Genomic DNA, 23,261 nt, shown 5'->3' with positions numbered 1-23,261 from the left:
AAGAAAAAAAGACTACTCGGCGCCAAGGCGCCGAGTAGACATCTCGTTGGTAACCCGCGGCAATCGAGCCGCGTCATCCAGCAGAATAGGGGCCAGTGTAATACGAACCACGGCACAATTCACCTGCGCACCGTGCGTAGGCTAGCTGGGATACGGCTCGCCGTCAGCTGGTGAGATCGTCGAAGAAGCGCTTCACCCCTTCGAAGAAACCTTCCGCCTTGGGCTTGTGCACCTTGGCTTCCTCACCGCTGATGGACTCCTCCAACTGGCGCAGCAGCTCCTTCTGGGCGTCGCTCAGGTTCACTGGCGTCTCGATCACAGTCTTGCAGATCAGATCGCCTTCTGCCCCGGAGCGCAGGGAACGCACCCCCTTGCCCCGCATGCGGAACATGCGCCCCGTCTGGGTCTCTGGCGGTATCTTCAGCTTCAGGCGGCCTTCCAGGGTCGGCACCTCCACCTCACCGCCCAAGGCGGCATTGGTGAAGCTGATGGGCACCTCGCAGTAGAGGTTGTTGCCATCCCGCACGAAGATGGGATGCTCCTTGACGTGCACCTGAACGTACAGATCCCCTGCCGGGGCCCCGTTTTCCCCCGCCTCGCCTTCGCCGGCCAGCCGGATGCGATCCCCGGTATCGACCCCGGCCGGGATCTTCACCGACAATGTCTTGGTCTTCTGGTAGCGCCCTTCCCCGTGACACTTGCGGCACGGGTCCGTCACTATCTTGCCCTTGCCCCGACAGTGGGGACAGGCCTGGGTGACGGCGAAGAAGCCCTGGCGCATCTGCACCTGACCGGAACCATGACAGGTCGGGCAGGTCTGGGCCTGGGAACCCGGTTTGGCCCCTGAGCCATGGCACTCGTCACAGCCCACCAGGGTCGGGACCTTGATCTCCTTGGTGATGCCGCGCACGGCCTCTTCCAACGACAGCTCCAGGTTGTAGCGCAGATCCGCGCCACGGGAAGGCCGCTGGGCCCGTCGGCCGCCGCCACCAAAGATGTCACCGAACACATCGCCGAAGATGTCGCCAAAGTCAGCGCCACCGAAGCCGGCGCCCCCGGCTCCCATGTTGGGATCCACGCCGGCATGGCCGAACTTGTCATAGGCGGCCCGCTTCTGCGCGTCGCTCAGGATCTCGTAGGCTTCCTTGACTTCCTTGAACTGCTCTTCGGTGTCATTGCTGCCCCGGTTGCGGTCCGGGTGCAGCTTCATGGCCAAGCGCTTGTATGCCTTCTTGATTTCCTTCTCGTCGGCGGTGCGCTCTACTCCCAGAACCTCGTAATAATCGCGTTTGGACATAGTCTAAAATCTCTGCCTTGTGGATACACAGACGGGCGTTGGTTGCCCAACGCCCGTATCCGCTACCGGACCCGGCAACGATTATTTCTTGTCATCTTTAACTTCTTCGAACTCGGCATCCACCACGTCATCCTGGGCGGCGCCCTGGGCTTGACCGGCGTCGGCGGCCTGGGCCTGTTGCTGAGCCTGCTGCTGCGCCAGCTCCATCAGCTTCTGGGACGCCGTCATCAGGGCCTGTTGCTTGGCCTCGATCTCGGCCTTGTCATCACCCTTGATGGCCGCTTCCAGCTCGCTGATGGCCGCCTCGATCTTGCTCTTCTCGTCCGCCGGCAAGGCATCACCGGCTTCGGTGACCTGCTTGCGGGTGGCATGGGTCAGGGCATCGGCCTGGTTGCGGGCCTGTACCAGCTCTTCAAACTTCTTGTCCTCGGCGGCGTGGGCAGCGGCTTCGCTGACCATGCGCTGGATTTCATCATCGGACAGACCGGAAGAGGCCTGGATGGTGATCTTCTGCTCCTTGCCGGTTTCCTTGTCCTTGGCGGACACGTGCAGGATACCGTCGGCATCGATATCGAAGGTCACCTCGATCTGCGGCAGGCCACGGGGTGCCGGGCGAATGCCTTCCAGGTTGAACTGGCCCAGGGACTTGTTGTCTGAGGCGCGCTTACGCTCCCCCTGCAGCACGTGAATGGTCACGGCAGACTGGTTGTCTTCGGCGGTGGAGAACACCTGAGACTTCTTGGTCGGGATGGTGGTGTTCTTCTCGATCAGGGCGGTCATCACGCTGCCCATGGTCTCGATGCCCAGGGAGAGCGGGGTGACGTCCAGCAGCAGCACGTCGTGCTTCTCACCGGCCAGCACGCCGCCCTGAATGGCGGCCCCCATGGCCACGGCTTCGTCCGGGTTGACGTCCTTGCGGGCTTCCTTACCGAAGAAGTCGGAGACCACCTTCTGCACCATGGGCATACGGGTCTGACCACCCACCAGGATGACGTCATCGATCTCGGACACGGACAGACCGGCATCCTGCAGCGCGATGCGCACCGGCTCCATGGTCTTCTTCACCATGTCTTCCACCAGGGATTCCAGCTTGGAGCGGGTCACCTTGATGTTCATGTGCTTGGGACCGGTGGCATCGGCGGTGATGTACGGCAGATTCACATCGGTCTGTTGGGCAGAGGAGAGTTCGATCTTGGCCTTCTCGGCGGCTTCCTTCAGCCGTTGCAGGGCCAGCTGATCCTTGCGCAGATCGATGCCTTGCTCGCGCTTAAACTCGTCCACCAAGTAGTTGATCATACGGTTGTCGAAGTCTTCCCCACCCAGGTGGGTATCCCCGTTGGTGGCCAGCACCTCGAAGGTCTTCTCGCCGTCCATCTCGTCGATTTCGATGATGGAGATATCGAAGGTACCACCACCCAGGTCATACACGGCGATCTTGCGGTCGCCCTTGACCTTGTTCACGCCATAGGCGAAGGCCGCGGCGGTCGGTTCGTTGATGATGCGCTTCACTTCCAGGCCGGCGATGCGACCGGCATCCTTGGTGGCCTGACGCTGGGCGTCGTTGAAGTAGGCCGGCACTGTGATCACGGCTTCGGTCACCGGCTCGCCCAGGAAGTCTTCGGCGGTCTTCTTCATCTTCTTCAGCACTTCGGCAGAGATCTGCGGCGGTGCCATGCGCTTGCCCTTCACCTCAACCCAGGCGTCACCGTTATCGGCACGGCTGATGGAGAACGGCATGATGCCGATGTCACGTTGGACTTCTTCGTCTTCGTAACGGCGACCGATCAGACGCTTGATGGCGTACAGGGTGTTCTTGGGGTTGGTGACGGCCTGACGCTTGGCCGGTTGACCCACCAGGATTTCACCGTCATCGGCATAGGCGATGATTGACGGTGTGGTGCGGTCCCCTTCGGCGTTTTCGATAACACGGGCATGATCCCCGTCCAGAATGGCCACGCAGGAGTTGGTCGTACCCAGGTCAATACCGATGATTTTACCCATTTCTATCTCTCCGAAATTCTTTGCTTGATTCGCAGTTGCACTGTGGCGGTGACGGTTGGCGCTGTCGCATTCACACTGTCACCCGGCCTTGCTTGCTATATGGGGGTGGCTTTTACCCCTTCAAGGCCCAGGGCCAAAAAAACTTACGCCTGGGTGTCCACGCTGGGGGCCTTGGCCACCATCACCATGGCCGGCCGCACCACGCGACCGTTGAGCTCGTAACCCTTCTGCATCACGGCGATGACGGTATTGGGCGCCACCTCGGCATTTTCGATCAGGCTCATGGCCTGATGCTGGTTGGGATCGAACGGCTTGCCTTGCGGGTCTATGGCCTGGACACCGAACTTGGCCACCGAGTTTTGCATGGCCTGCAGGGTCAGCTCGACGCCTTCGAGCAGCGGCTTCAACACCTCGTTGGCCTGATCACCGGCCTCCAGGGCCCGCTCCAGGTTGTCGATCACCGGCAGCAGTTCACCGACAAACTTCTCCAGAGCAAACTTGTGCGCCTTCTCCACGTCCTGGGCGGCTCGGCGGCGGATGTTCTCCATCTCGGCCACGGCGCGGACGGCACGGTCCCGCTCTTCGGCGGCCGCAGCCTCGGCAGACTCAAGCTTCTCCAGCAGCGCCTGCATGTCAAACTCCACCTCGGGCACCGCCTGTGCGGCCTGCTCCTGCTCGGGTTGCGGCTGCTGTTGATCCATCGCTTGTTCCTGGTTATTCATGATTACTCCCACTGACCTAGTTCAAGTTGCAGCTATTATGGGGATGAAGATCCCGCTTTCAAGGCCATGGTCAAAATCCAGGGCAATTACCGCGGGATTGCCGTCCGGTCCGGGTTTGGCGCTATACTGGCCTCCCCTGGTTTTGCGAGCATTACATTATGGCTCAAGCCTTTAACACCATAGCCCTCATCGGCAAGCCCCAGCATGCCGCCACCAACGAGACATTGCAGGCGCTGTACGACTACCTGCGCGGCCTGGGTTACCCCGTGCTGGTGGAGAGCCGGGTGGCCCGTCAGTTGACGGTGGACTCGGCTTGCGCCCGGGATCTGGTGCAGTTGGGCGAAGAGGCGGATCTGGCCATAGTGGTGGGCGGGGATGGCAACATGCTGGGGGCCGCCCGGGTGCTGGCGCGCTTCGATGTAGCGGTGCTGGGGGTCAACCGGGGCAACCTGGGCTTTCTGACCGACCTGACCCCCCAGGACTTTACCGACCCCCTGAGCCAGGTGCTGCAGGGCCGCTTCCAGACCGAATACCGCTTCCTGCTGGAGGCCTCGGTGCACCGCCACGGCGAACGCAAGGCAGCCAACACGGCCCTCAACGAGGTGGTGCTGCACCCGGGCAAGGTGGCCCACATGATCGATTTTGCCGTCTACATAGATGACAACTTCATGTACAGCCAGCGGGCAGACGGCATCATAGTGGCGACCCCCACGGGCTCCACCGCCTATGCCCTGTCCGCCGGGGGCCCCATCCTCACCCCCGGCCTCAACGCCCTCTCCCTGGTACCCATGTTTCCCCACACCCTGAGCTGCCGCCCCATCGTCATCGATGCCGACAGCCAGGTGAAGCTGGTGGTCTCGCCGGACGATCAGGCCGAGCAGCTGCTGCTGAGCTGTGATGGTCACGTCAACCTGGCGGTCAACCCAGGCGACGAGATCCTCATCGCCAAGGCGCCCCACAAACTGCGCCTGCTCCACCCAGAAGACCACAGCTATTTCAACGTATTACGCAGCAAACTCGGCTGGGGTAGCAAGCTGTTCTAGCCGGCGGCCCCCTGCACACTTTTCGCACTTTACTGTATTGATAAACAGTATATACTGTTTATCAATACAGTATTGTTCGCAGGTGCCGCATGCTGACTCAACTCACCATCCATAACTTCGCCATCGTCAAATTCCTCGAGCTGGACGTGCAAGCCGGCATGACCAGCATCACGGGGGAAACCGGCGCCGGCAAGTCCATCGCCATCGATGCCCTGGGCCTGGCCCTGGGCGGCCGGGCCGAGGCCGGCATGATACGCCCGGGCAGTGACAAGACGGAGATCAGCGCCCGCTTCAACCTGCAGCGCAACCAGCCGGCCCGCCACTGGTTGCAGCAACAGGAGCTGGAGATGGAAGAGGAGTGCCTGCTGCGCCGGGTGATCACCGCCGAGGGCCGCTCCCGCGCCTATATCAACGGCACCCCGGTGCCCCTGGCGCAGCTCAAGGCCCTGGGCCAACTGCTGATCAACATCCATGGCCAGCACGCCCACCAGCTGCTGATGCGTCCCGAACAACAGCTGGCCATCGTCGATGCCTATGCCGCCCACGGCGGTCTGCTGGACGAGGTCCGTCAGCATCACCAGAGCTGGCGTCAGCAGCAGCAGACCCTGCTGCGCCTGCAGCAAGAGGCCGACCAGCGCGAGGCGCGGCGGCAACTGCTGGAATATCAGGTGCAGGAGCTGGACGACTTCGCCCTGCAAGAAGGCGAATTCGCCGCCATCGAGGCCGAACACAGCCGCCTGGCCAACAGCGGCGCCCTGGTGGCGGACTGCCAGTTCTGCCTGGATGGCCTGCACGACAACGATGAGTATACGGTTCTGGGGCTACTCAAGACCCTGATCCGTCGCCTGGAGCAGATGCAGGGCCTGGATCCGGCCTTGCAGCCGGCCTTGGGGCTGCTGCAGGAGGCCCAGATCCAGCTGGATGAAGGCTATGATGAGCTGCGCCACTATCTGGATCGGCTGGAGCCGGATCCCGAACGCTTTGCCGAGCTGGAGAGCCGCCTGGGCAAGAGCCTGGATCTGGCCCGCAAGCATCAGGTCAAGCCGGCCGAGCTGGTGGCCCATCACGCCAGTCTGCAATCCGAGCTAGACGGCTTGCTGGCCTGTGACGAGCAGCTCGACAGCCTGCAGGCCGGCTTGCAGGCCAGCCTCGCGGCCTATCAAGACGCGGCCAATCGCCTCAGTGCCAGCCGGGCGCGCCATGCCCAGCAGCTGGGTGAGCAGATAAGTCACCACATGCAGCAGCTGAACATGCCCCAGGGGCGGCTCGCCATCGACATCAGTCCGGTGGCGGATCGTCAGCCCAGCCCCCTGGGTCAAGATCTGGTGCAGTTTCTGGTCACCACCAACCCGGGACAACCCCTGCAGCCCCTGGCCAAGGTGGCCTCCGGCGGCGAGCTTTCCCGCATCAGCCTGGCCACTCAGGTGATCACCGCCGAGCGCATCGCCACCCCCAGCCTCATCTTCGACGAGGTGGACGTGGGGATCAGCGGCCCCACCGCCGCCGTGGTGGGCCGGCTGCTGCGCCAGTTGGGGCAAGCCACCCAGGTCCTGGTGGTCACCCACCTGCCCCAGGTGGCAGGCCAGGGCCATCATCACTTTCTGGTGGCCAAACAGCATGACGGGCAGCAAACCGAAACCAGCATGGCAGCGTTGGACCCATCTGGCCGGCTGAGCGAGCTGGCTCGCCTGCTGGGGGGCGATCAGATCACCGACAACACCCTGGCCAACGCCCGGGAGCTGCTGGCCCAACCCTAGCCTGGCGGAGAATCCGGTATAGCGTCCGGCGGCAAATGCGAGCGCGATTGGCATGATCGATGGGATGACAGTGATAAAAAAAGGGTGCAGATGGCACCCTGTTTTTTTGGATTGGCAGAAGACGGCTGGCCTTAGGCCGCGCCCGTCACGAGTTGACGTGCCGCCGCGATGACGATGGCCACGGCATCCCCTTCGGTCTTGGCCATGGTGGCCGCATCCGGGATCTCCTGGCGCGAGCGGTTGACGATCACCCCCGCCACGCAGCCGGCCTTGAGCCCTTGGCTGGCACACATGGTCAGCAGGGTCGCGGACTCCATCTCGTAGTTGAGTACCCCCATGGCCTGCCACTCGGCCATGGAGCCGGCAAAGCGCCGGGTCACCCGACCGGAGAAGGTGTCGTAGCGCTCCTGCCCCGGGTAGAAGGTGTCGGAGGAGGCGGTGATGCCCACATGGGGCTCTTGCCCCACCGACCGCGCGGCGGCCACCAGGGCCGAGGTACAGGCAAAGTCTGCCACCGCAGGGAATTCCAGCGGCGCGAAGTGCAGGCTGGCACCGTCGAGCCGTACCGAGCCCGTGGTCACTATCACGTCACCCACGGCCACCTGTGGCTGAATGGCGCCCGTGGTGCCCACCCGCAGGAAGGTGCGGATCCCCAGCTGTGCCAGCTCCTCCACGGCGATGGAGGTGGAAGGGCCGCCGATGCCGGTGGAACAGATCACCACAGGCACCCCGGCAAGGTCGGCCAGGTAGCTGGTGAACTCCCGGTGACTGGCCAGGAAGCGGGGATTGTCCATCCGCTCGGCGATGCGCTTCACCCGCTCGGGATCGCCGGGCACTATGGCCAGGGTCGCGCCGGCCAGGTCGGCCTGCTGCAGTCCCAGATGAAATACGGCATGACTCATTACGTAGCTCCTTATATGGCGCGCCCCGACGAACGAGGGGAACACAGGCGTCATTATGTGGGACCCCATGGGCGGTAAAAGTGCAGTAAAACGCTTTTATTTCAATTTATTAGAATAGTATTTTTGCCCAGTCAAACGACAAAGCCCCCGACTGGCGGGGGCTTTGGCTAGCAAACAAGCTTAACGGTCGTTGCGCCCGCCCTTGTCAAACTTGCGCGGGCCACGCTTGAAGTCGCCACGGTCGTTACCGAAGGGACGATCCCGGCCTTCACCTCGGCCGCGACCGTCGCCACGGCCACGGTGCTCACCGCCGAACGGCTTGCCGGCAAACGGCTTGCCGCGCCGCTCACTGCTGCGTTGGGGCAGCTCACCGGTGAAGACGCTGATCTCCAGCGGACGGCCGCAGACCCGTGCCTTCTTCAGCACGTCCATCACCTCATCCGGCATGCCGTCGGGCAGATCCACCGTGGTGCAGGTATCGAAAATTTCGATGTGACCGATATAGGAGCTGTCGATATCCGCCTCGTTGGCAATGGCGCCGACGATCTGGCCCGGCTTGACGCCATGCTCATAACCCACCTCGACCCGGTAACGCACAGTGCTCACCTCGGGGTGATCCTTCAACGGGCGCGGGCCAGTGCTGGGTTGCTTGCGCTCACGGCGCTCACGACGGTCATCCCGCTCGAAACCCCGCTCGCTGTTGTGGTCACGGCGGTCGTCCATGTTGCGCTGGGACGGCTCAGGCTGGCTTTCGTCCATGAACAGAGGCTCATCCCCCTTGACCATCTTGGCCAGGGCGGCACACAGATCCAGCGGATCCGTGGTGTCATCCTGCAGGAATTCGGCCACCACGTCCTGGTACTGATCCAGATCGTCGGACAGCAGGGTCTCGCGGATCTGCTGCTTGAACAGCTCAAGACGGTGACGATTGATGTCCTGGGCGGTGGGCATGTGCATGGGCTCGATGGGCTGGCGCGTGGTGTGCTCGATGGACCGCAGCATGCGACGCTCCCGCGGTGCTACGAACAGGATGGCATCCCCGCTGCGGCCGGCCCGGCCGGTACGGCCGATTCGGTGGACATAGGATTCGGTGTCGTAGGGAATGTCGTAGTTCACCACGTGGGTGATGCGTTCCACGTCCAGACCACGGGCAACCACGTCGGTGGCCACCAGAATGTCCAGCTGACCGTTCTTCAGCTTCTCCACGGTGCGCTCACGCAGCTTCTGCGGAATATCACCGTGCAGGGCCTCACAGGCATGACCGCGGGCGGCCAGCTTGGTGGCCAGCTCTTCGGCGGCGGTCTTGGTGCGCACGAAGGCCAGCAGGGCATCGTAGGGTTCCACTTCCAGCAACCGGGTCATGGCATCCAGCTTATGCAGGCCGGAGACCATCCAGTAGCGCTGACGGACGGTGGAGGCGGTGCTGGTCTTGGCCGCAATCTTCACCTCCTTGGGCTCCTGCAGGTGGCGGTGAGCCACACGGCGGATCACATCAGGCATGGTGGCGGAGAACAGGGCGATCTGCCGATCGAAGGGGCACTGCTCGATGATCCATTCCACGTCGTCGATGAAGCCCATGCGCAGCATCTCGTCGGCTTCGTCCAACACCAGGGCACGCAGGGCGGAGAGGTCCAGCTTGCCGCGGCGCATCATGTCCATCACCCGGCCCGGGGTCCCCACCACCACCTGGGCGCCGCGCTTCAGGGCACGCAGCTGGGTGTCGTAAGAGGAGCCGCCGTAGATGGGCAGCACGTGGAAGTCCGGCAGGTACTTGGCGTAGCTTTGGCACGCCTCGGCCACCTGAATGGCCAACTCGCGGGTCGGCGCCAGCACCAGCACCTGGGTGGCGGTATCGCTGGCATTCAGGCGGGAGATGAGCGGCAAGGCGAAGGCCGCGGTCTTACCGGTACCGGTCTGGGCCTGGCCCAGCAGGTCACAACCTTCCAGCAGCGGCGGAATGGCGGCAGCCTGAATGGGGGACGGGGTTTCGTAACCCACGTCGTTCAGGGCGCGCAGAATAGGTTCAGCCAGACCCAGTTGGTCAAAGCCGGGCAGGTTCTCGTTCTCAGACATATTTTCTTCCGTTAGACAGTGTCATGGGGCGGGCGCTGTAGCGGCAGAAAATCATCCTGAGTCGCTGGCTGGCCCGAAAAAGGGGGGCGATTATAACCACATCCCCCCGCCTTGTCGTTAAAAATGTGACATTAATCTCAGCGTTTGGGTTTGTTCTTCAGTACGGCCAGGGTCAGGCGGCTGATACAGATGAGCCGCTGGGCCTCATCCTCCAGCCGGATCTGCCACACCTGGGTGGTGGCGCCCAGGTGCAGCGGCGAGGCGATCCCGGTCAGTACGCCATCCCGCATGGCCCGCAGATGGTTGGCATTGATATCCAGCCCCACGCAGCAGTGGCTGCGGGGCACCGCCAGGTTGCCGGCCACCGAGCCCAGGGTCTCAGCTAGCACCACGGAGGCGCCGCCGTGCAGCAGCCCCATGGGCTGATGCACTATGGGGCCCACCGGCATGCTTCCGATCAGGCTGTCGTCGGTCACTTGGGTATAGCGTATCCCCAGGTGAGCCACTAGGGTATTGGCCGAGCCGGCGTTCAGCCCCTCCAGGGTAAAATCACGCTGCCAGATGGCCATAGCGTCTCCTCTTTATATTGCACATGGTCGCTTCACTGTACCGCCGCGGCATTCAGGGCCTGCTGTCGATAACCATAGCCCCCCTGGCCATCCGGCTCGAAACTCAATCTGTGGGTGATGCCCGCCGGGGCATCCTCGGCATGGTGGGAGACAAACAGCAGCTGGCTGCTGCCCGCCGCCATCAGCCGCCCCACCCAGTGGCGCACCAGATGCCGGTTGATGGCATCCAGCCCCTGCAGGGGTTCATCCAGGATCAGCAGCGGCGGATGCTTCACCAGGGCGCGGGCGATAAGCAGCAGCCGCTGCTGGCCAAACGACAGACTGTGAAAGGGCTGCTTCGCCTGGCCACTGAGCCCCAACAAGGCCAGCCAGCGCCGGGCCAGGGCCAGCTCCTGATCCCCCGGAGTCTGATACAGGCCGATGGAGTCGAAAAAGCCCGAGAGGATCACCGCCTCCGGGGTGGTGGCCACCCGGTACTCCAGGTGCAGCGCCGGGCTCACCAGGCCGATATGGCGCTTGATGTCCCAGATGCTCTCGCCGCTGCCCCGCCGCCGGCCAAACAGGGTGACATCGTTGCTGTAGCCCTGGGGATGATCGCCGGTGAGCACCGACAGCAGGGTGGACTTGCCGGCGCCGTTGGGTCCAGTGATCTGCCAGTGCTGACCGGGGAGCAGCTCCCAATCCAGGCCGTCGATCACCTTGCGTTCGTCATAGCAGATGGTGAGCTGACGCAAGCGCACCAGGGGCAGGCCAGCCACGTCGGCCGCCTGCACCGGCGGCGGCAAGGGCCCCGGCGCCTGGTGCTCCAGCGCCTGCCATTGCTGCACCTCGGGCGAGGCCAACACCTCGGCGCGCGCCCCCACCCGCAGCAACTGGCTGTCCCCCAGCAGGCCCAGATGGGTGGCGCAGGGCGGTATCTCGTCAAACCGGTTGAGGATCAGCACCAACCCCTGCCCTTGGGCATGCAGGGCTTGCAGGCGCTCGGTCAGCTCGCGGCGGGCCTGGACATCCAGGCCGTCGAAGGGCTCGTCGAGCACCAGCCAGTCCGGGGCCTGCAGCAGGGCGCCGGCCAGCAGCAGCTTGCGCCCCTCCCCGCTGGAGAGCACCCGAAAGGGCCGCGTCAGCAGGGGCTGCAGCCCCAGCTCGGCCAGCAACCGCTGCCCCGCAGGGGTCTGTGCCGCCGCTGGCAGCAGCTCGCCGGCCAGCAAGCCTGCCTCCTCGCCGTCGGCCAGCATGTCGGTGTTGCGCCGTTGCCAGTCCTGCTCCAGCAGGGCCTGCTGCTGCTCGAAGCTAAGCCGCAGCGCAGCCGACACACTCGGCGCTTCACCGGACAGCAGCGGCAGCTCGCCGCACAGGGCGCGCGCCAGGGCCGTCTTGCCGCTGCCGTTGGCGCCGACGAAGGCCCAGCACTGGCCGGATGAGAGGGATAATTGGGGGATCACCAGTTGACGGGGGTGAGTCAGGGCAAAGCGAGCGGCAGACCAATGCAACGTCATGTCTCCGTGGGCAAGATAGCCCTATGACTACTCCCGGGGCGGGCCGAGTGCAAGGCGATAGGGCAGAAAAAAGGCGCGGTAGCCGCGCCTCGGGTCTTACAGCAGCCCCAGCAGGGCCTGCAGCGGATGTTTGAGTTTCTCGCCATCAAGCCGTTTGACCTGGCTGCGGCAGGAGTAACCGGTCACCAGGCAACGCTCCTTGGGGCGGCTGGCCAGGGCCTGTTGCCAGCTCATGGCATAGATGGCCTTGGAGTCGTCCAGGTGGCCGGCATCGTGACCATAGGTGCCCGCCATGCCGCAGCAGCCCACCGCCACCGGCTTGAGCTCGGCCCCCAGGTGCGCAAACAGCTTGGCCCAGTCGCCGTGGCTGGAGGGCACCGCCGTCTTCTCGGTGCAGTGGCCGAACAAGTGATAGGGCTCGAAGCGCCCCAGCGCCCGTTGGGGCACGGCCTGGATGGCCTCCCCCAGCCACTCCTGGGGCAGCAGCACCTTGAAGTCACCCCGGGCATCCCCCAGGGCGCGGGCATACTCGTCCCGATAGCACAGCACCATGGCCGGATCCGGCCCCACCATGGGGATACCCAGGTGATGCAGGCGGTTGAGCAGTTGGGCGGCATTGGCGGCCGTCTTGGCGAAGGCGCGCAGGAAGCCCTTGATATGCTGGGGTTTGCCGTTGGGCTTGAAGGGCAGCAGCAGGGGCTGGTAGCCCAGCTTTTCGATGAGCAGCACCAGATCCCGCACCACGGGGGCGTCGTAATAGGAGGTGAAGGGATCCTGCACCACCAGCACCACCTTGCTGCGCTGCGCCGGGCTCATGGCCTCCAGCCGCGCCAGGTCGAACAGCGTGGCGTCGTGGCCGGCCAATGACTGCTTGAGGGTCGGCTGACTCAGCAGCGGCACGTCCACCATGCCGATGGTCTTGGCGGTGACATCCTGCACCCACTGCTTCTGCAAGAAGAAGTTCACCACCCCCGGTGCCTTGGCCATCAGGGGGGCATAAGACTCCACGGTGGCGACGAAGTAGTCCTTCATGGGCCTCAGGTAGCGCTGGTGATACAGCTGCATGAAGCGGGCGCGGAAGGCCGGCACATCCACCTTGATGGGACACTGGCTGGAGCAGGCCTTGCACGCCAGGCAGCCCTGCATGGCCTCCATCACCTCGTGGGAGAAGTCATACTGGCCGCGGCGGCGCGCCAGGGTGTGCTTCACCTTGTCCACCAGCTCCTTCCAGCGCAGGCCGCCGGCCAGCTGGGCATCCGCCTCTTCGCTCAGCACATTGACCCCCTGGGTCTCCAGCTGGCGCAGCCATTCGCGCATCAGGCCGGCCCGCCCCTTGGGGGAATGGATACGGTTGCCGGTGAGCTTGAAACTGGGGCACATGGGGGAGTGCTGCTCGAAGGTGAAGCACAGGCCGTTGCCGTTGCACTCCATGGCCTCGCGGAAGCTGTCCCGGGTCACCACGGGGATCTGACGGTCGAAGTGGCCGCGCTTGACGGCATCCACCGATACCAGCTCGGCATCGCTGGCCAAGGGCGCACAGATCTTGCCGGGGTTCAGGCGGTTGTCCGGGTCGAAGGCGCCCTTGATCTTGCGCAGCTCGGCAAACAGGCTGTCACCGAAGTAGGCAGGGCCGTACTCGGAGCGAAAGCCCCGGCCGTGCTCGCCCCACATCAGGCCGCCGTACTTGGCGGTGAGGGCCACCACCTGATCGGAGATCTTGCGCAGGGTCACCTCCTGCTCGGGATCGCACAGATCCAGCGCCGGCCGCACGTGCAGCACGCCGCAGTCCACGTGGCCAAACATGCCGTAGCGCAGGCCGTGGCTGTCCAGCAGGGCGCGGAATTCCATGATGTAATCCGCCAGGTGCTCCGGCGGCACAGCGGTATCCTCGGTGAAGGCCACCGGCTTGGCGCGGCCGGCGGCGTTGCCCAGCAGGCCCACCGCCTTCTTCCGCATGCCGTAGATGGCCTCCACGCTGGCCAGCTCGTCGCACCACTGATAGCCGATGACCCCGGCCTCGCCGGCCGCGATCTGGGCATCCAGGCGGGCGCACAGGGCCTGGACCTTGCGCTGCTGCTCCGCCGTGTCGTCGCCGGCAAACTCGACGATGTTGATGCCCTGCATCTCCTGGCCCGGCACGTCGGCGATGAGATCCTTCACCGAATGCCAGATGATGTCGCCACGAGCCAGGTTCAACACCTTGGAGTCCACCGTCTCCACCGACAGCGCCTCGGCCGCCACCATCACATTGGCATGGCGCAGGGCCGCCTCGAAGCTCTGGTACTTGACGTTCACCAGGGTGCGCAGGCTGGGAATGGGAGTCAGATCCAGGGTGGCCTCTGTGATGTAGGCCAATGTGCCTTCGGAGCCGCACAGCAGGCGGGAGAGATCCAGGCCACGGGGCACGTCGCCCTCGGCGGGCAGGTAGGCGTGTTTCAGATCATAGCCGGTGAGAAAGCGGGTCAGGGTCGGGAAGGTGGCGTCGATCTCGGCGCGCTTGCCCTCCACCGAGGCCAGCACCTGCCGGTAGATGGCCCCTTCCCTATCGTCCTGGGCCAGCTTGGCGTCCAGCGCCTCGCCACGCAGGGGGCCGCACTCCAGCACGGTACCGTCCATCAGCACGGCGGTGACCGCCAGCACGTGATCCGAGGTCTTGCCGTAGACCAGGGAGCCCTGGCCGGAGGCATCTGTGTTGATCATGCCGCCGAGGGTGGCGCGGTTGCTGGTGGAGAGTTCCGGTGAGAAGAAGAGGCCGTGGGGCTTCAGGGCCAGGTTGAGCTTGTCCTTCACCAGGCCCGCCTGTACCCGCACGGTGCGAGCCTCGGCATCCAGGTTCAGCAAGGCGGTCATGTGGCGCGAGAGATCCACTATGATGCCGTCACTCAGGGACTGGCCGTTGGTGCCGGTGCCGCCGCCCCGGGGGGAGAAGCGGATCTGCAGGTGCTCGGGCTGGCAGGCCAAGGTCATCAGCCGGGACAGATCCTGGGTGTCCTTGGGGAACACCACCGCCTGGGGGACCCACTGGTACACACTGTTGTCCGTTGCCACCACCAGACGGCTGGCGTAGGCGGTCTCGATATCACCGACAAACCCGGCGCGCTCCAGCGCCGCCACAAAGGCCTGATACTGAGGCTTGATTCCATCCTGAAGAGAAAGTCTTGGGATCATGACTGCATACTTCCCGCAATAAGGCGACCGTCCGCGGCCCCTGCACGCTATAAAGGGCGGACATTGTATAGCAGGGGCACAGAACGGGCCAAAGCAAAAGTAAGAATGGAGTCAAACGCAGCAAAGGATTGCGCCGGCGAGAGGCTTAAGAGGCCTCCTCCGGCGCGAAGCGGACCAGCAGCAGCTGCCAATAGCCCAGGTTGATCCAGCGCTCCCCCTGACAGCCCACCTCGTTGAAGTGCGCCACCTTGCGAAAGCCCAGCTTCTCGTGCAGCCGTATGCTGGCGGCATTGGGCAACGGGATGGCCGCCAAGGCCTGATGCAGCGGCTGTTCCCGCAGCTGGCCGATCAGCACCCGATAGAGCTGGGTGCCCAGGTTCTGACCTCGCACCGAGGCATCCAGGTAGACGCAGGTCTCCACCGTGTAACGAAACGCCGGCTGAGCCCGCCAGGGCATGGCACAGGCGTAACCCAGGGGCTGTTCCTGCTTGCAATACACCAGCCAGGGCAGGCGTGGCGACCAGGCGGCAATCTGTTCGGCCATGACGGACGGCACCAGGGGATCCCGTTCCCAGCCGCCCCCACTCTGGGCCTGATAGGCGTTGTAGATCTGGCTTAACTGCTCGGCATCTTGGCGGGTGACGGGGCGGATCATGGCGGCTCCTGACTTGGTGCTGGACTCTTTATGAGTATGGAGCGCCCCCACTTCGCCGCCCCCGGCGGCGCCGCGCAGGCCATGAAGTCGTGAGCCAGATCACATCTGGAGCAGGATTTAGCGAGAGTAGGTGATTTCGCTAAACCGTTTTAGCTATCTTTAGCGAAATTGCACATGAGGAACCAACATGCAAGACACCATCTGGGTGCTGGGGGATGCGGTCATCGACCTCGTGCCCGACAGCGACGGCCGCTATCTCAAATGTCCCGGTGGCGCCCCGGCCAACGTGGCCGTCGGCGTCAGCCGCCTGGGTGGCCAGGGCCGCTTCATCGGCCGGGTGGGCCAGGATCCCTTCGGCCGCTACCTGCGCGATGTGCTACAGGGCGAAGGCGTCGACACGGCCCAGCTGTTTGCCGATGCTGACCACCACACCTCTACCGTGCTGGTGGATCTGGATGATCAGGGAGAGCGCAGCTTCACCTTCCTAGTCAATCCCAGCGCCGACCTGTTCCTCACCCCCGCCGAGCTGCCCACGTTTGCCGCCGGCGACTGGCTGCATTGCTGTTCCCTGGCCCTGGCCCGGGAGCCGGTGCGCGGCACCACCTTTGCCGCCATGGCCGCCGTGCGGGCCGCCGGCGGCCGGGTGAGCTTCGATCCCAACATCCGTGAGGATGTCTGGGCCGACCCCAGCGAACTCAGGCCCTGCCTGGAACAGGCCTTGTCCCTGGCCCAGGTGGTCAAGCTCTCCTTGGAGGAGCTGCATTATCTGTGTGGCCCGGTGGAACTGGAGACCGGCGCCCGCCAACTGGCCGACCGCTACGGGCTGGCGTTGCTGGTGATCACCCTGGGTGGTGACGGCCTGCTGGCCTGTCATCAAGGCCAGCTCCATCGCCTGGCCACCCGGCCCATCAGCCCGGTGGACACCACCGGCGCCGGCGATGCCTTCGTCGCCGGTCTGCTGGCCGGGCTGGCGGCGGCAGGCGGCATCCCGGAATGGTCCCGGCTTGAGCCCATACTGCAACAGGCCCAACGCTGCGGTGCCCTGGCCTGCAGCGCCAAGGGGGCCATGACCGCCCTGCCCACGGCGGCACAGCTCGCCACCGGCTAGCCGATTGTTTTAGTGTGTCCTACTCCTTGCCGGGCGCCCTCGCCCGGCTTTTTGTTTAGCAAAACACCATGGGCAGAGTTAGACAGCTGACACGTGTCAGCATGCCATTTGAAACCTTTTTCTTGAGGCATCAGAGCGGTTTTGCTCGATGGATCACAATTGCTAAATCGAGTTAGCAGGTTAGGATTGATAATCCCGAGGCCAGAACCTAATCTCCACCCTGCAAAACCGGTTTAGCAAAACAATAATCGACAAGGCTAACTGACCCTGAAGGAACAACCACATGTTTAGACCGAGTACCCTCGCTGCCGCCATCGCCCTGGCCACCCTGAGTGCCCCGACCCTGGCCGCCACCACCGCCGATCTGGAAACCCGCCTGGCCGCCCTGGAACAGCGCCTGGCCGAGACGGAAGCCCGTGCCGCAGCGGCTGAAGCCCAGGCCGCCACCGCCACCACCCAGGCCCAGGCCGCCGCCGACCAGACCCAGACCACCGCCGCCAAGACCGACGAACTGAGCAAGCAGACCGAGCTGCTCAGCGGCCTGGAATTCCATGGCTATGCCCGTTCCGGCCTGCTGATCAACGACAAGGCCAGCGGCAGCCAAGGTGGCCCCTACCTGACCCCGGCCGGCAGCGTAGGCGGTGCCGTCGGCCGTCTGGGTAACGAAGACGATACCTACATGGAGCTGAACCTGGAGCACAAGGGGCGTCTGGATAACGGCACCACCACCCGCTACAAGATCATGCTGGCCGACAGCCAGGAGTCCAGCAACGACTGGACCGCCAGCACCAGCTCCCTGAACGTGCGCCAGGTGTTTGCCGAACTGGGCAACCTGCCCTCCTTCGCCGACAACGCCACCTTCAAGGATGCCACCCTGTGGGCCGGTAAGCGCTTCGACCGCGACAACTTCGACATCCACTTCCTCGACTCCGACATCGTCTTCCTGGCCGGGACCGGTGCCGGTATCTATGACGTGAAGTGGAGCGACAACGCCCACAGTAACTTCTCCCTGTATGGTCGTGACTACGGCTCGGTCGACACCATCAACGATGACATCGAAAGTTACACCGTCACCGCCAACAACTATTTCGGCCAGCTGCAGTGGATGGTGAGCGGCCTCAAGGCCCGGGACAACGATGAGCGGGTGGACGATGGTGCCACCTCCGGCGTGCACACCATGCTGGCCTGGCACGGTGACAGCTTCTACGGCCTGTCCGACGGCTTCTTCAAGCTGGCCGCCCTCTACGGTCACGGCCTGGGGGCCGAGGTCAAGGGCATCGGCAGCAACGGGGATCTGACCAAGGACGCCGACACCTTCCGCCTGGCCACCTATGGGGTGACCCGCTTCGCCGGTAACTGGCGCCTGGCTCCGGCCATCCTGGCCCAATCCAGCCAGGATCGCTACGTGAAGGGGGACGACTACAAGTGGGTGACCTTCAACGCCCGCCTGGCCCAGGAGCTGACCGAAAACTTCGAACTGGTGTACGAAGGCAGCTACCAGTACTCGGATCTGGATCCCAATGGTTACAACGACTACCAGGCGGCCAAGGGCGACTTCTACAAGTTGACCTTCGCACCCACCTTCAAGGCCAGCACGGTGGCAGGCTTCTTTGAACGCCCCGAGCTGCGCATGTTTGCCACCTACATGGACTGGGACAAGGCACTGGACAGCTTCTCCGAAGACGACACCCTGGGCAGCACCAACTTCACCAGTGGTGGCCAGTGGAGCTTCGGCGTCCAGATGGAAACCTGGTTCTAAGCGAGTTCTACGCTAAAAGGGCACCGGTCAGGCCGGTGCCCTCGCCCTACGGCAGAAGACGACGACAAACGAGGAAAAAAATGAACTATCAAGCAACCGTCAATCAGTTGCTGCCCCTGTTGGGCGGCAAGGAGAACATCGCCAGTGCCGCCCACTGTGCCACCCGGCTGCGCCTGGTGCTGGTGGACGACAACAAGGTGGACAAGCGTGCGGTAGAAAAACTGGACGGCGTCAAGGGCTGCTTCAGCAACGCCGGCCAAATCCAGATCATCTTCGGCACCGGGGTGGTCAACAAGGTCTTCGCCGAATTCGCCACCCTCACCGGCCTGGCGGAAGCTAGCAAGGAGCAGGTGACCAACCTGGCCGCCCAGAAGCTCAACGTGGCCCAGCGCATCGCCCGCACCCTGTCCAACATCTTCGTGCCCATCATCCCGGCCATCGTCGCCTCCGGTCTGCTGATGGGTGCCCTGGGGATGATCAAGACCTACGGCTGGGTCAGTGGTGACTCCGCCCTCTTCATCATGCTGGACATGTTCAGCTCCGCCGCCTTCATCATACTGCCCATCCTCATCGGTTTTACCGCCGCCCGGGAATTTGGTGGTAACCCCTACCTGGGGGCCACCCTGGGGGGCATACTCACCCACCCGGCCCTGACCAACGCCTGGGGCGTGGCCGGCGGCTTCAAGACCATGAACTTCTTCGGCATCGACGTGGCCATGATCGGCTACCAGGGCACCGTCTTCCCGGTGCTGCTGGCGGTCTGGTTCATGAGCCACCTGGAGAAGCGCCTGCGCAAGGTGATCCCCAATGCCCTGGATCTGATCCTGACCCCCTTCCTCACCGTGTTCATCACCGGCTTCGTGGCCCTGCTGTTCATCGGCCCGGCGGGTCGCATGCTGGGGGATGGCATCTCCTTCGTGCTGAGTAACCTCATCGCCCATGCCGGCTGGCTGGCGGGTCTGGTGTTCGGCGGTACCTACTCCATGATCGTCATCACCGGCATCCACCACAGCTTCCACGCCATCGAGGCGGGCCTGCTGGGCAACCCGGACATCGGCGTCAACTTCCTGCTGCCCATCTGGTCCATGGCCAACGTGGCTCAGGGTGGTGCCTGTTTGGCGGTCTACTTCAAGACCCGGGATGCCAAGATCAAGGCCATCGCCGTGCCCTCCGCCGCCTCCTGCCTGCTGGGGATCACCGAAGCCGCCATCTTTGGTATCAACCTGCGCTTCGTCAAACCCTTCCTGGCCGCCCTGCTCGGCGGTGCCGCCGGCGGCGCCTGGGTGGTGGCCAGCAACGTGGGCATGACCGCAGTGGGCTTGACCGGCATCCCTGGGATTGCCATCGTGCAGTCCAACTCGGTGCTGAATTACCTCATCGGCATGGTGATCGCCTTCGGCCTGGCCTTCGCGGTCTCCTACACCCTGCGTTACAAGACGGATAGCGAATGATGTCCGAACTGACATTACTGCATAAGCTCGCCCGGTCGCTGATGACCGGGCAACTCCGCGCCGCGGCCGACCCCCATCGGCCGCAGTGGCATTTGGCCCCCCCCGTGGGACTGCTCAACGATCCGGTGGGCTTTGTGGAGGCCGACGACGGCTACCACCTGTGCTACCAGTGGAACCCCCTGGCCTGCGCCCATGGCGCCAAGTTCTGGGGCCACTGGCGCTCGACGGATCTGGTGCACTGGCAGCACGAGCCGGTGGCCCTGTTGCCCAGCGAAGAATACGAGCGCAACGGCTGCTACTCCGGCAGCGCCGTGCTGCACGAAGGCAGGATCCACCTCATCTACACCGGCAACGTCAAATACGACGACGGCAGCCGCACCGCCTACCAGTGTCTGGCCCGCCAGCGCGACGACGGCACCTTCGAAAAGCTCGGCCCGGTCATCGATCTGCCAGCAGGCTACACGGGCCACGTGCGGGATCCCAAGGTCTGGCGCCATGGCGACCACTGGTACCTGGTGCTGGGTGCCCAGGATGCCCAGCTCAAGGGCCAGGTGCTCTGCTACCGCGGTGACGATCTGCAGCACTGGCAGCTGCTGGGCGAGCTGACCGGCTCCGGCCACAACAACCTGGGCGAATTCGGTTACATGTGGGAGTGCCCGGATTTGTTCTCCCTGGACGGGGCCGAGGTGCTGATCTGCTGTCCCCAGGGGCTGAGCCCGCAGGCCGATCGCTACCAGAACCTGTTCCAGTCCGGCTACTTTGTCGGCCAGATGGATTACGCCCAGGGGCGGCTGACCCATGGCGACTTTACCGAGCTGGATCTGGGCTTCGAGTTCTACGCCCCCCAGACCACCCAGACCCGGGATGGCCGCCGGCTGATCTACGGCTGGATGGGGCTGCCGGATGACAACGAGGCGAGCCATCCCACCCGGGACTACGGCTGGCAGCACCAGATGACCTGCCCGCGAGAGCTGCGCCTGATAGACGGTCACCTGTACCAGACCCCCGCCCGGGAGCTCTCGGCACTGCGTGGCGCCGGCGTGCGGCTGAGCGGCCCGGTGGCCGAGACGCCGGTCCTGGACGGTCGCTGCGCCGAGCTGCATCTCACCGCCAGCGGCCCGTGGAAGCTGGATCTGGGGGATGCCGCCTGGCTCTCCTACAGCCAGCAGACCCTGACCCTGTGCCGCCGCAACTGGCGCACCGGCGAGTGGGAGACCCGCCGCTGGCACGGCGAGTTGCGGGATCTGCGCCTGCTGCTGGACGCCTCCAGCATAGAGCTCTTCATCAACGAGGGTGAGGCGGTGATGTCAGCGCGTTACTTCCCGGGTGAGTCTGTGCCCCTGCGCTGGTCCGGTCAGGCCGAGCTGCAGCTGGAGTACTGGCCGCTGTCGCCCTGCATGCTAGAATGGGACACGCCCATGAGCTGAAGATTCCAGTGAAAAATCAAAAACGTGTCACCATCAGTCGCATCGCCGAGCTGGCGGGGGTCTCCAAGGCCACCGCCAGCTTGGTGCTTAATGGCCGTAGCGATGAATACCGGGTCGCCGAGGAAACCCGCGAGCGGGTGCTGGCCATTGCCCGGGAACAGCACTATCAGCCCAGCATCCACGCCCGCGCCTTGAGCTCGGGCCGCAGCTACACGATAGGGCTGGTGATCCCGGATCTGATGAACTTCGGCTTCGCCTACACGGCCCGGGAGCTGGAAACCCTGTGCCGGGAGGCGGGCCTGCAGCTGCTCATTGCCTGTACCGATGACAACTCGTCCCAGGAGCAGATGGTGGTGGACGCCATGATACAGCGCCAGGTGGATGGCCTGCTGGTGGCCTCCAGCGCCTTGAGCGACCAGCTCTACCAGAAGATCAACCAGAGCCTGCCGGTGGTGCAGCTGGACCGGCACATCGGCGAGTCCACCCTGCCCATGGTGATCTCCGATGCCTGCCAGGCCACCGCCCAGGTGACCCAGATGCTGGCCCGCCACAGCCCGGAGGAGATCTACTACTTCGGCGGTCAGCTCAAGCTCTCCCCCAGCCGGCACCGGCTGGCGGGCTACGAGCTGGGCCTGAAGCGCGCCGGCATCACCCCGCCGGATCACTGGATCCTGCACAAGGATTTCCAGCCCCGCTCCGGCTACGACATGATGGCCGAGCTGTGCAACCAGCTGGGCCGGCCGCCCAAGGCCCTGTTCACCGGCTCCTTCACCCTGCTGGAAGGCGTGTTGCGCTACCTGCAGCAGCATCAACTGATGGAGGCCGATATCTACCTGGGCAGCTTCGACGATCACGATCTGCTGGACTGCCTGCCCCTGCGCATCGACTCCATCGCCCAGGACTGTCCGGCCCTGGCCTTCCACGCCTTCACCCTGATCCAGCAGCTCATCGCCGAACAGACCCCGGCCCAGAGCGCCCAGGTGCTGGCGCCGCGGATCCGCTGGCGCAACCCCGCCTCCATCCGCCTGCTGAATGAGGAGCGCGGCTGATGGCCCGCCACCCGCTGCGGGTCGGCCTGCTGCTGCTGCCCCTGCTGCTGCCGCCCCAGCTCCTGGCCAGCCAGGCCACCACAGCCCCCCTGGCCCTGCCGGCGGACACTCAGGCGGGTGAAGACCTGTGCGTCAAGCTGGTGGCCATCCGCCTGGGACGCCTGATGGACCTGCACGTGACCCAGCGTCAGGCCCTGCCGGGCGACCGGTTGCTGATCGAGGGGGAAGCCAGGCAGAGCCAACCGCCGGTGGGCTTTGCCTGTGTGATGGAAAGGGAAGAGAAACAAGCGGGGGCGACGAACGTCACCCCCGGCTGGCAGCTGGCCAAGCTGGAGCTGTACCAGCTGCAGGCGCCCAAGGAACTGAGGGCGCCAAATTAGCGGCTCGGCTCGGCCAGGGCGTTGATGAGGGGTTGCAGCTGCTCCCGCAGCGTCATGCCAAAGGGGGTGAGATAGCCACCGTCGGCGGCGGTCAGCACGCCCTTGAGATGCAGGCGATCGGCGGCCTGACGCAGGGTGGGATCACACTCCTGGTGCAGCTTGATGCCCTGTTGCAGATTGTCCAGTTCGAAGCAGGACAACAGCTTGATGGCATCGACGAAATCATCACTGATGAGGGGGTTGGCTTGCATGGGCTACTCCTTGAAGACCAGTCAGTTCCAGCACACGCTAACACGGCGCTGACTGACCAACTGCGCCGCGCATCAAACTTAGCAAGCTCACTCCCATCCCGCCGGTCGGATCCCCGTTGTTTTGTCAGTCACGCCACAAAAAAGCGCGCCCCC

The 23,261-nt window shown here is 64.3% G+C and carries 18 protein-coding genes; 8 read left to right on the top strand and 10 right to left on the bottom strand.

The window, feature by feature from the left end; genetic code table 11:
- Positions 1-163: 163 nt before the first annotated feature.
- The 3 genes from dnaJ to grpE all read right to left on the bottom strand — a co-directional run bounded on the left by dnaJ (position 164) and on the right by grpE (position 4,020).
- The gene (gene dnaJ, locus ABHF91_RS06790; protein ID WP_409422699.1) at positions 164-1,297 is read right to left on the bottom strand and encodes a molecular chaperone DnaJ; all 1,134 of its coding nucleotides are present in this window, start codon (positions 1,295-1,297) and stop codon (positions 164-166) included.
- 81 nt (positions 1,298-1,378) lie between these two features.
- On the bottom strand, positions 1,379-3,298 hold the full coding sequence (gene dnaK / locus ABHF91_RS06785) for a molecular chaperone DnaK (protein ID WP_409422698.1): 1,920 nt from the start codon (positions 3,296-3,298) through the stop codon (positions 1,379-1,381).
- A gap of 143 nt (positions 3,299-3,441) precedes the next feature.
- Positions 3,442-4,020 (bottom strand): nucleotide exchange factor GrpE, encoded by a 579-nt coding sequence (grpE, locus tag ABHF91_RS06780; RefSeq protein WP_409422697.1) that lies wholly within the window; start codon positions 4,018-4,020, stop codon positions 3,442-3,444.
- A gap of 158 nt (positions 4,021-4,178) precedes the next feature.
- On the opposite strand from grpE, the gene nadK reads away from it, so the two are divergent.
- Positions 4,179-5,063, top strand: a complete 885-nt coding sequence (gene nadK, locus ABHF91_RS06775) for an NAD(+) kinase (RefSeq protein ID WP_409422696.1) — start codon at positions 4,179-4,181, stop codon at positions 5,061-5,063.
- 89 nt (positions 5,064-5,152) lie between these two features.
- Positions 5,153-6,820, top strand: a complete 1,668-nt coding sequence (gene recN / locus ABHF91_RS06770) for a DNA repair protein RecN (RefSeq protein WP_409422695.1) — start codon at positions 5,153-5,155, stop codon at positions 6,818-6,820.
- A 131-nt stretch (positions 6,821-6,951) separates the two neighbouring features.
- On the opposite strand, the gene udp is transcribed toward recN, so the two are convergent.
- The 6 genes from udp to ABHF91_RS06740 form a co-directional block, all read right to left on the bottom strand.
- Positions 6,952-7,722 (bottom strand): uridine phosphorylase, encoded by a 771-nt coding sequence (gene udp / locus ABHF91_RS06765; protein WP_409422694.1) that lies wholly within the window; start codon positions 7,720-7,722, stop codon positions 6,952-6,954.
- 180 nt (positions 7,723-7,902) lie between these two features.
- Positions 7,903-9,795, bottom strand: coding sequence for a DEAD/DEAH box helicase (locus ABHF91_RS06760; RefSeq protein ID WP_409422693.1), 1,893 nt, complete (start codon positions 9,793-9,795; stop codon positions 7,903-7,905).
- A gap of 137 nt (positions 9,796-9,932) precedes the next feature.
- Positions 9,933-10,364 carry a hotdog fold thioesterase gene (locus tag ABHF91_RS06755; RefSeq protein ID WP_409422692.1) on the bottom strand — a complete coding sequence of 144 codons (432 nt, stop codon included), beginning with the start codon at positions 10,362-10,364 and terminating at the stop codon, positions 9,933-9,935.
- Positions 10,365-10,396: 32 nt separating this feature from the next.
- Positions 10,397-11,860: a molybdate ABC transporter ATP-binding protein ModF gene (gene modF / locus ABHF91_RS06750; protein WP_409422691.1), complete on the bottom strand. Its 1,464-nt coding sequence runs from the start codon at positions 11,858-11,860 to the stop codon at positions 10,397-10,399.
- Between the two features lie 96 nt (positions 11,861-11,956).
- A complete protein-coding gene (locus ABHF91_RS06745; protein WP_409422690.1) occupies positions 11,957-15,028 on the bottom strand; it encodes an FAD-binding and (Fe-S)-binding domain-containing protein in 3,072 nt (1,023 codons plus the stop codon).
- A gap of 145 nt (positions 15,029-15,173) precedes the next feature.
- On the bottom strand, positions 15,174-15,683 hold the full coding sequence (locus ABHF91_RS06740; protein ID WP_409422689.1) for an N-acetyltransferase family protein: 510 nt from the start codon (positions 15,681-15,683) through the stop codon (positions 15,174-15,176).
- Positions 15,684-15,870: 187 nt separating this feature from the next.
- Here ABHF91_RS06740 and ABHF91_RS06735 point away from each other — a divergent pair, with 187 nt between their 5' ends.
- The 6 genes from ABHF91_RS06735 (at position 15,871) to ABHF91_RS06710 (ending at position 22,857) form a co-directional block, all read left to right on the top strand.
- Positions 15,871-16,791, top strand: coding sequence for an aminoimidazole riboside kinase (locus ABHF91_RS06735; RefSeq protein ID WP_409422688.1), 921 nt, complete (start codon positions 15,871-15,873; stop codon positions 16,789-16,791).
- A gap of 283 nt (positions 16,792-17,074) precedes the next feature.
- Positions 17,075-18,550: a carbohydrate porin gene (locus ABHF91_RS06730; protein ID WP_409422687.1), complete on the top strand. Its 1,476-nt coding sequence runs from the start codon at positions 17,075-17,077 to the stop codon at positions 18,548-18,550.
- Between the two features lie 80 nt (positions 18,551-18,630).
- Positions 18,631-20,001, top strand: coding sequence for a sucrose-specific PTS transporter subunit IIBC (locus ABHF91_RS06725; RefSeq protein ID WP_409422686.1), 1,371 nt, complete (start codon positions 18,631-18,633; stop codon positions 19,999-20,001).
- Positions 20,001-21,428: a sucrose-6-phosphate hydrolase gene (locus ABHF91_RS06720; RefSeq protein WP_409423093.1), complete on the top strand. Its 1,428-nt coding sequence runs from the start codon at positions 20,001-20,003 to the stop codon at positions 21,426-21,428. The genes ABHF91_RS06725 and ABHF91_RS06720 overlap by 1 nt, the downstream gene beginning before the upstream one ends.
- An 8-nt stretch (positions 21,429-21,436) precedes the next feature.
- Positions 21,437-22,477, top strand: coding sequence for a LacI family DNA-binding transcriptional regulator (locus ABHF91_RS06715; protein WP_409422685.1), 1,041 nt, complete (start codon positions 21,437-21,439; stop codon positions 22,475-22,477).
- On the top strand, positions 22,477-22,857 hold the full coding sequence (locus ABHF91_RS06710) for a hypothetical protein (protein ID WP_409422684.1): 381 nt from the start codon (positions 22,477-22,479) through the stop codon (positions 22,855-22,857). The genes ABHF91_RS06715 and ABHF91_RS06710 overlap by 1 nt, the downstream gene beginning before the upstream one ends.
- Here ABHF91_RS06710 and ABHF91_RS06705 read toward each other — a convergent pair.
- A complete protein-coding gene (locus ABHF91_RS06705) occupies positions 22,854-23,108 on the bottom strand; it encodes a TIGR02647 family protein (protein WP_409422683.1) in 255 nt (84 codons plus the stop codon). The two genes, ABHF91_RS06710 and ABHF91_RS06705, sit on opposite strands and share 4 nt — an antisense overlap.
- Positions 23,109-23,261: the final 153 nt, after the last annotated feature.

It is taken from the genome of Pseudaeromonas aegiceratis (assembly GCF_046254905.1).
GTDB lineage: Bacteria > Pseudomonadota > Gammaproteobacteria > Enterobacterales > Aeromonadaceae > Pseudaeromonas > Pseudaeromonas aegiceratis.
Note: the sequence above shows the minus strand (reverse complement) of the source record. Positions and strands in the feature narration are given on the sequence as shown.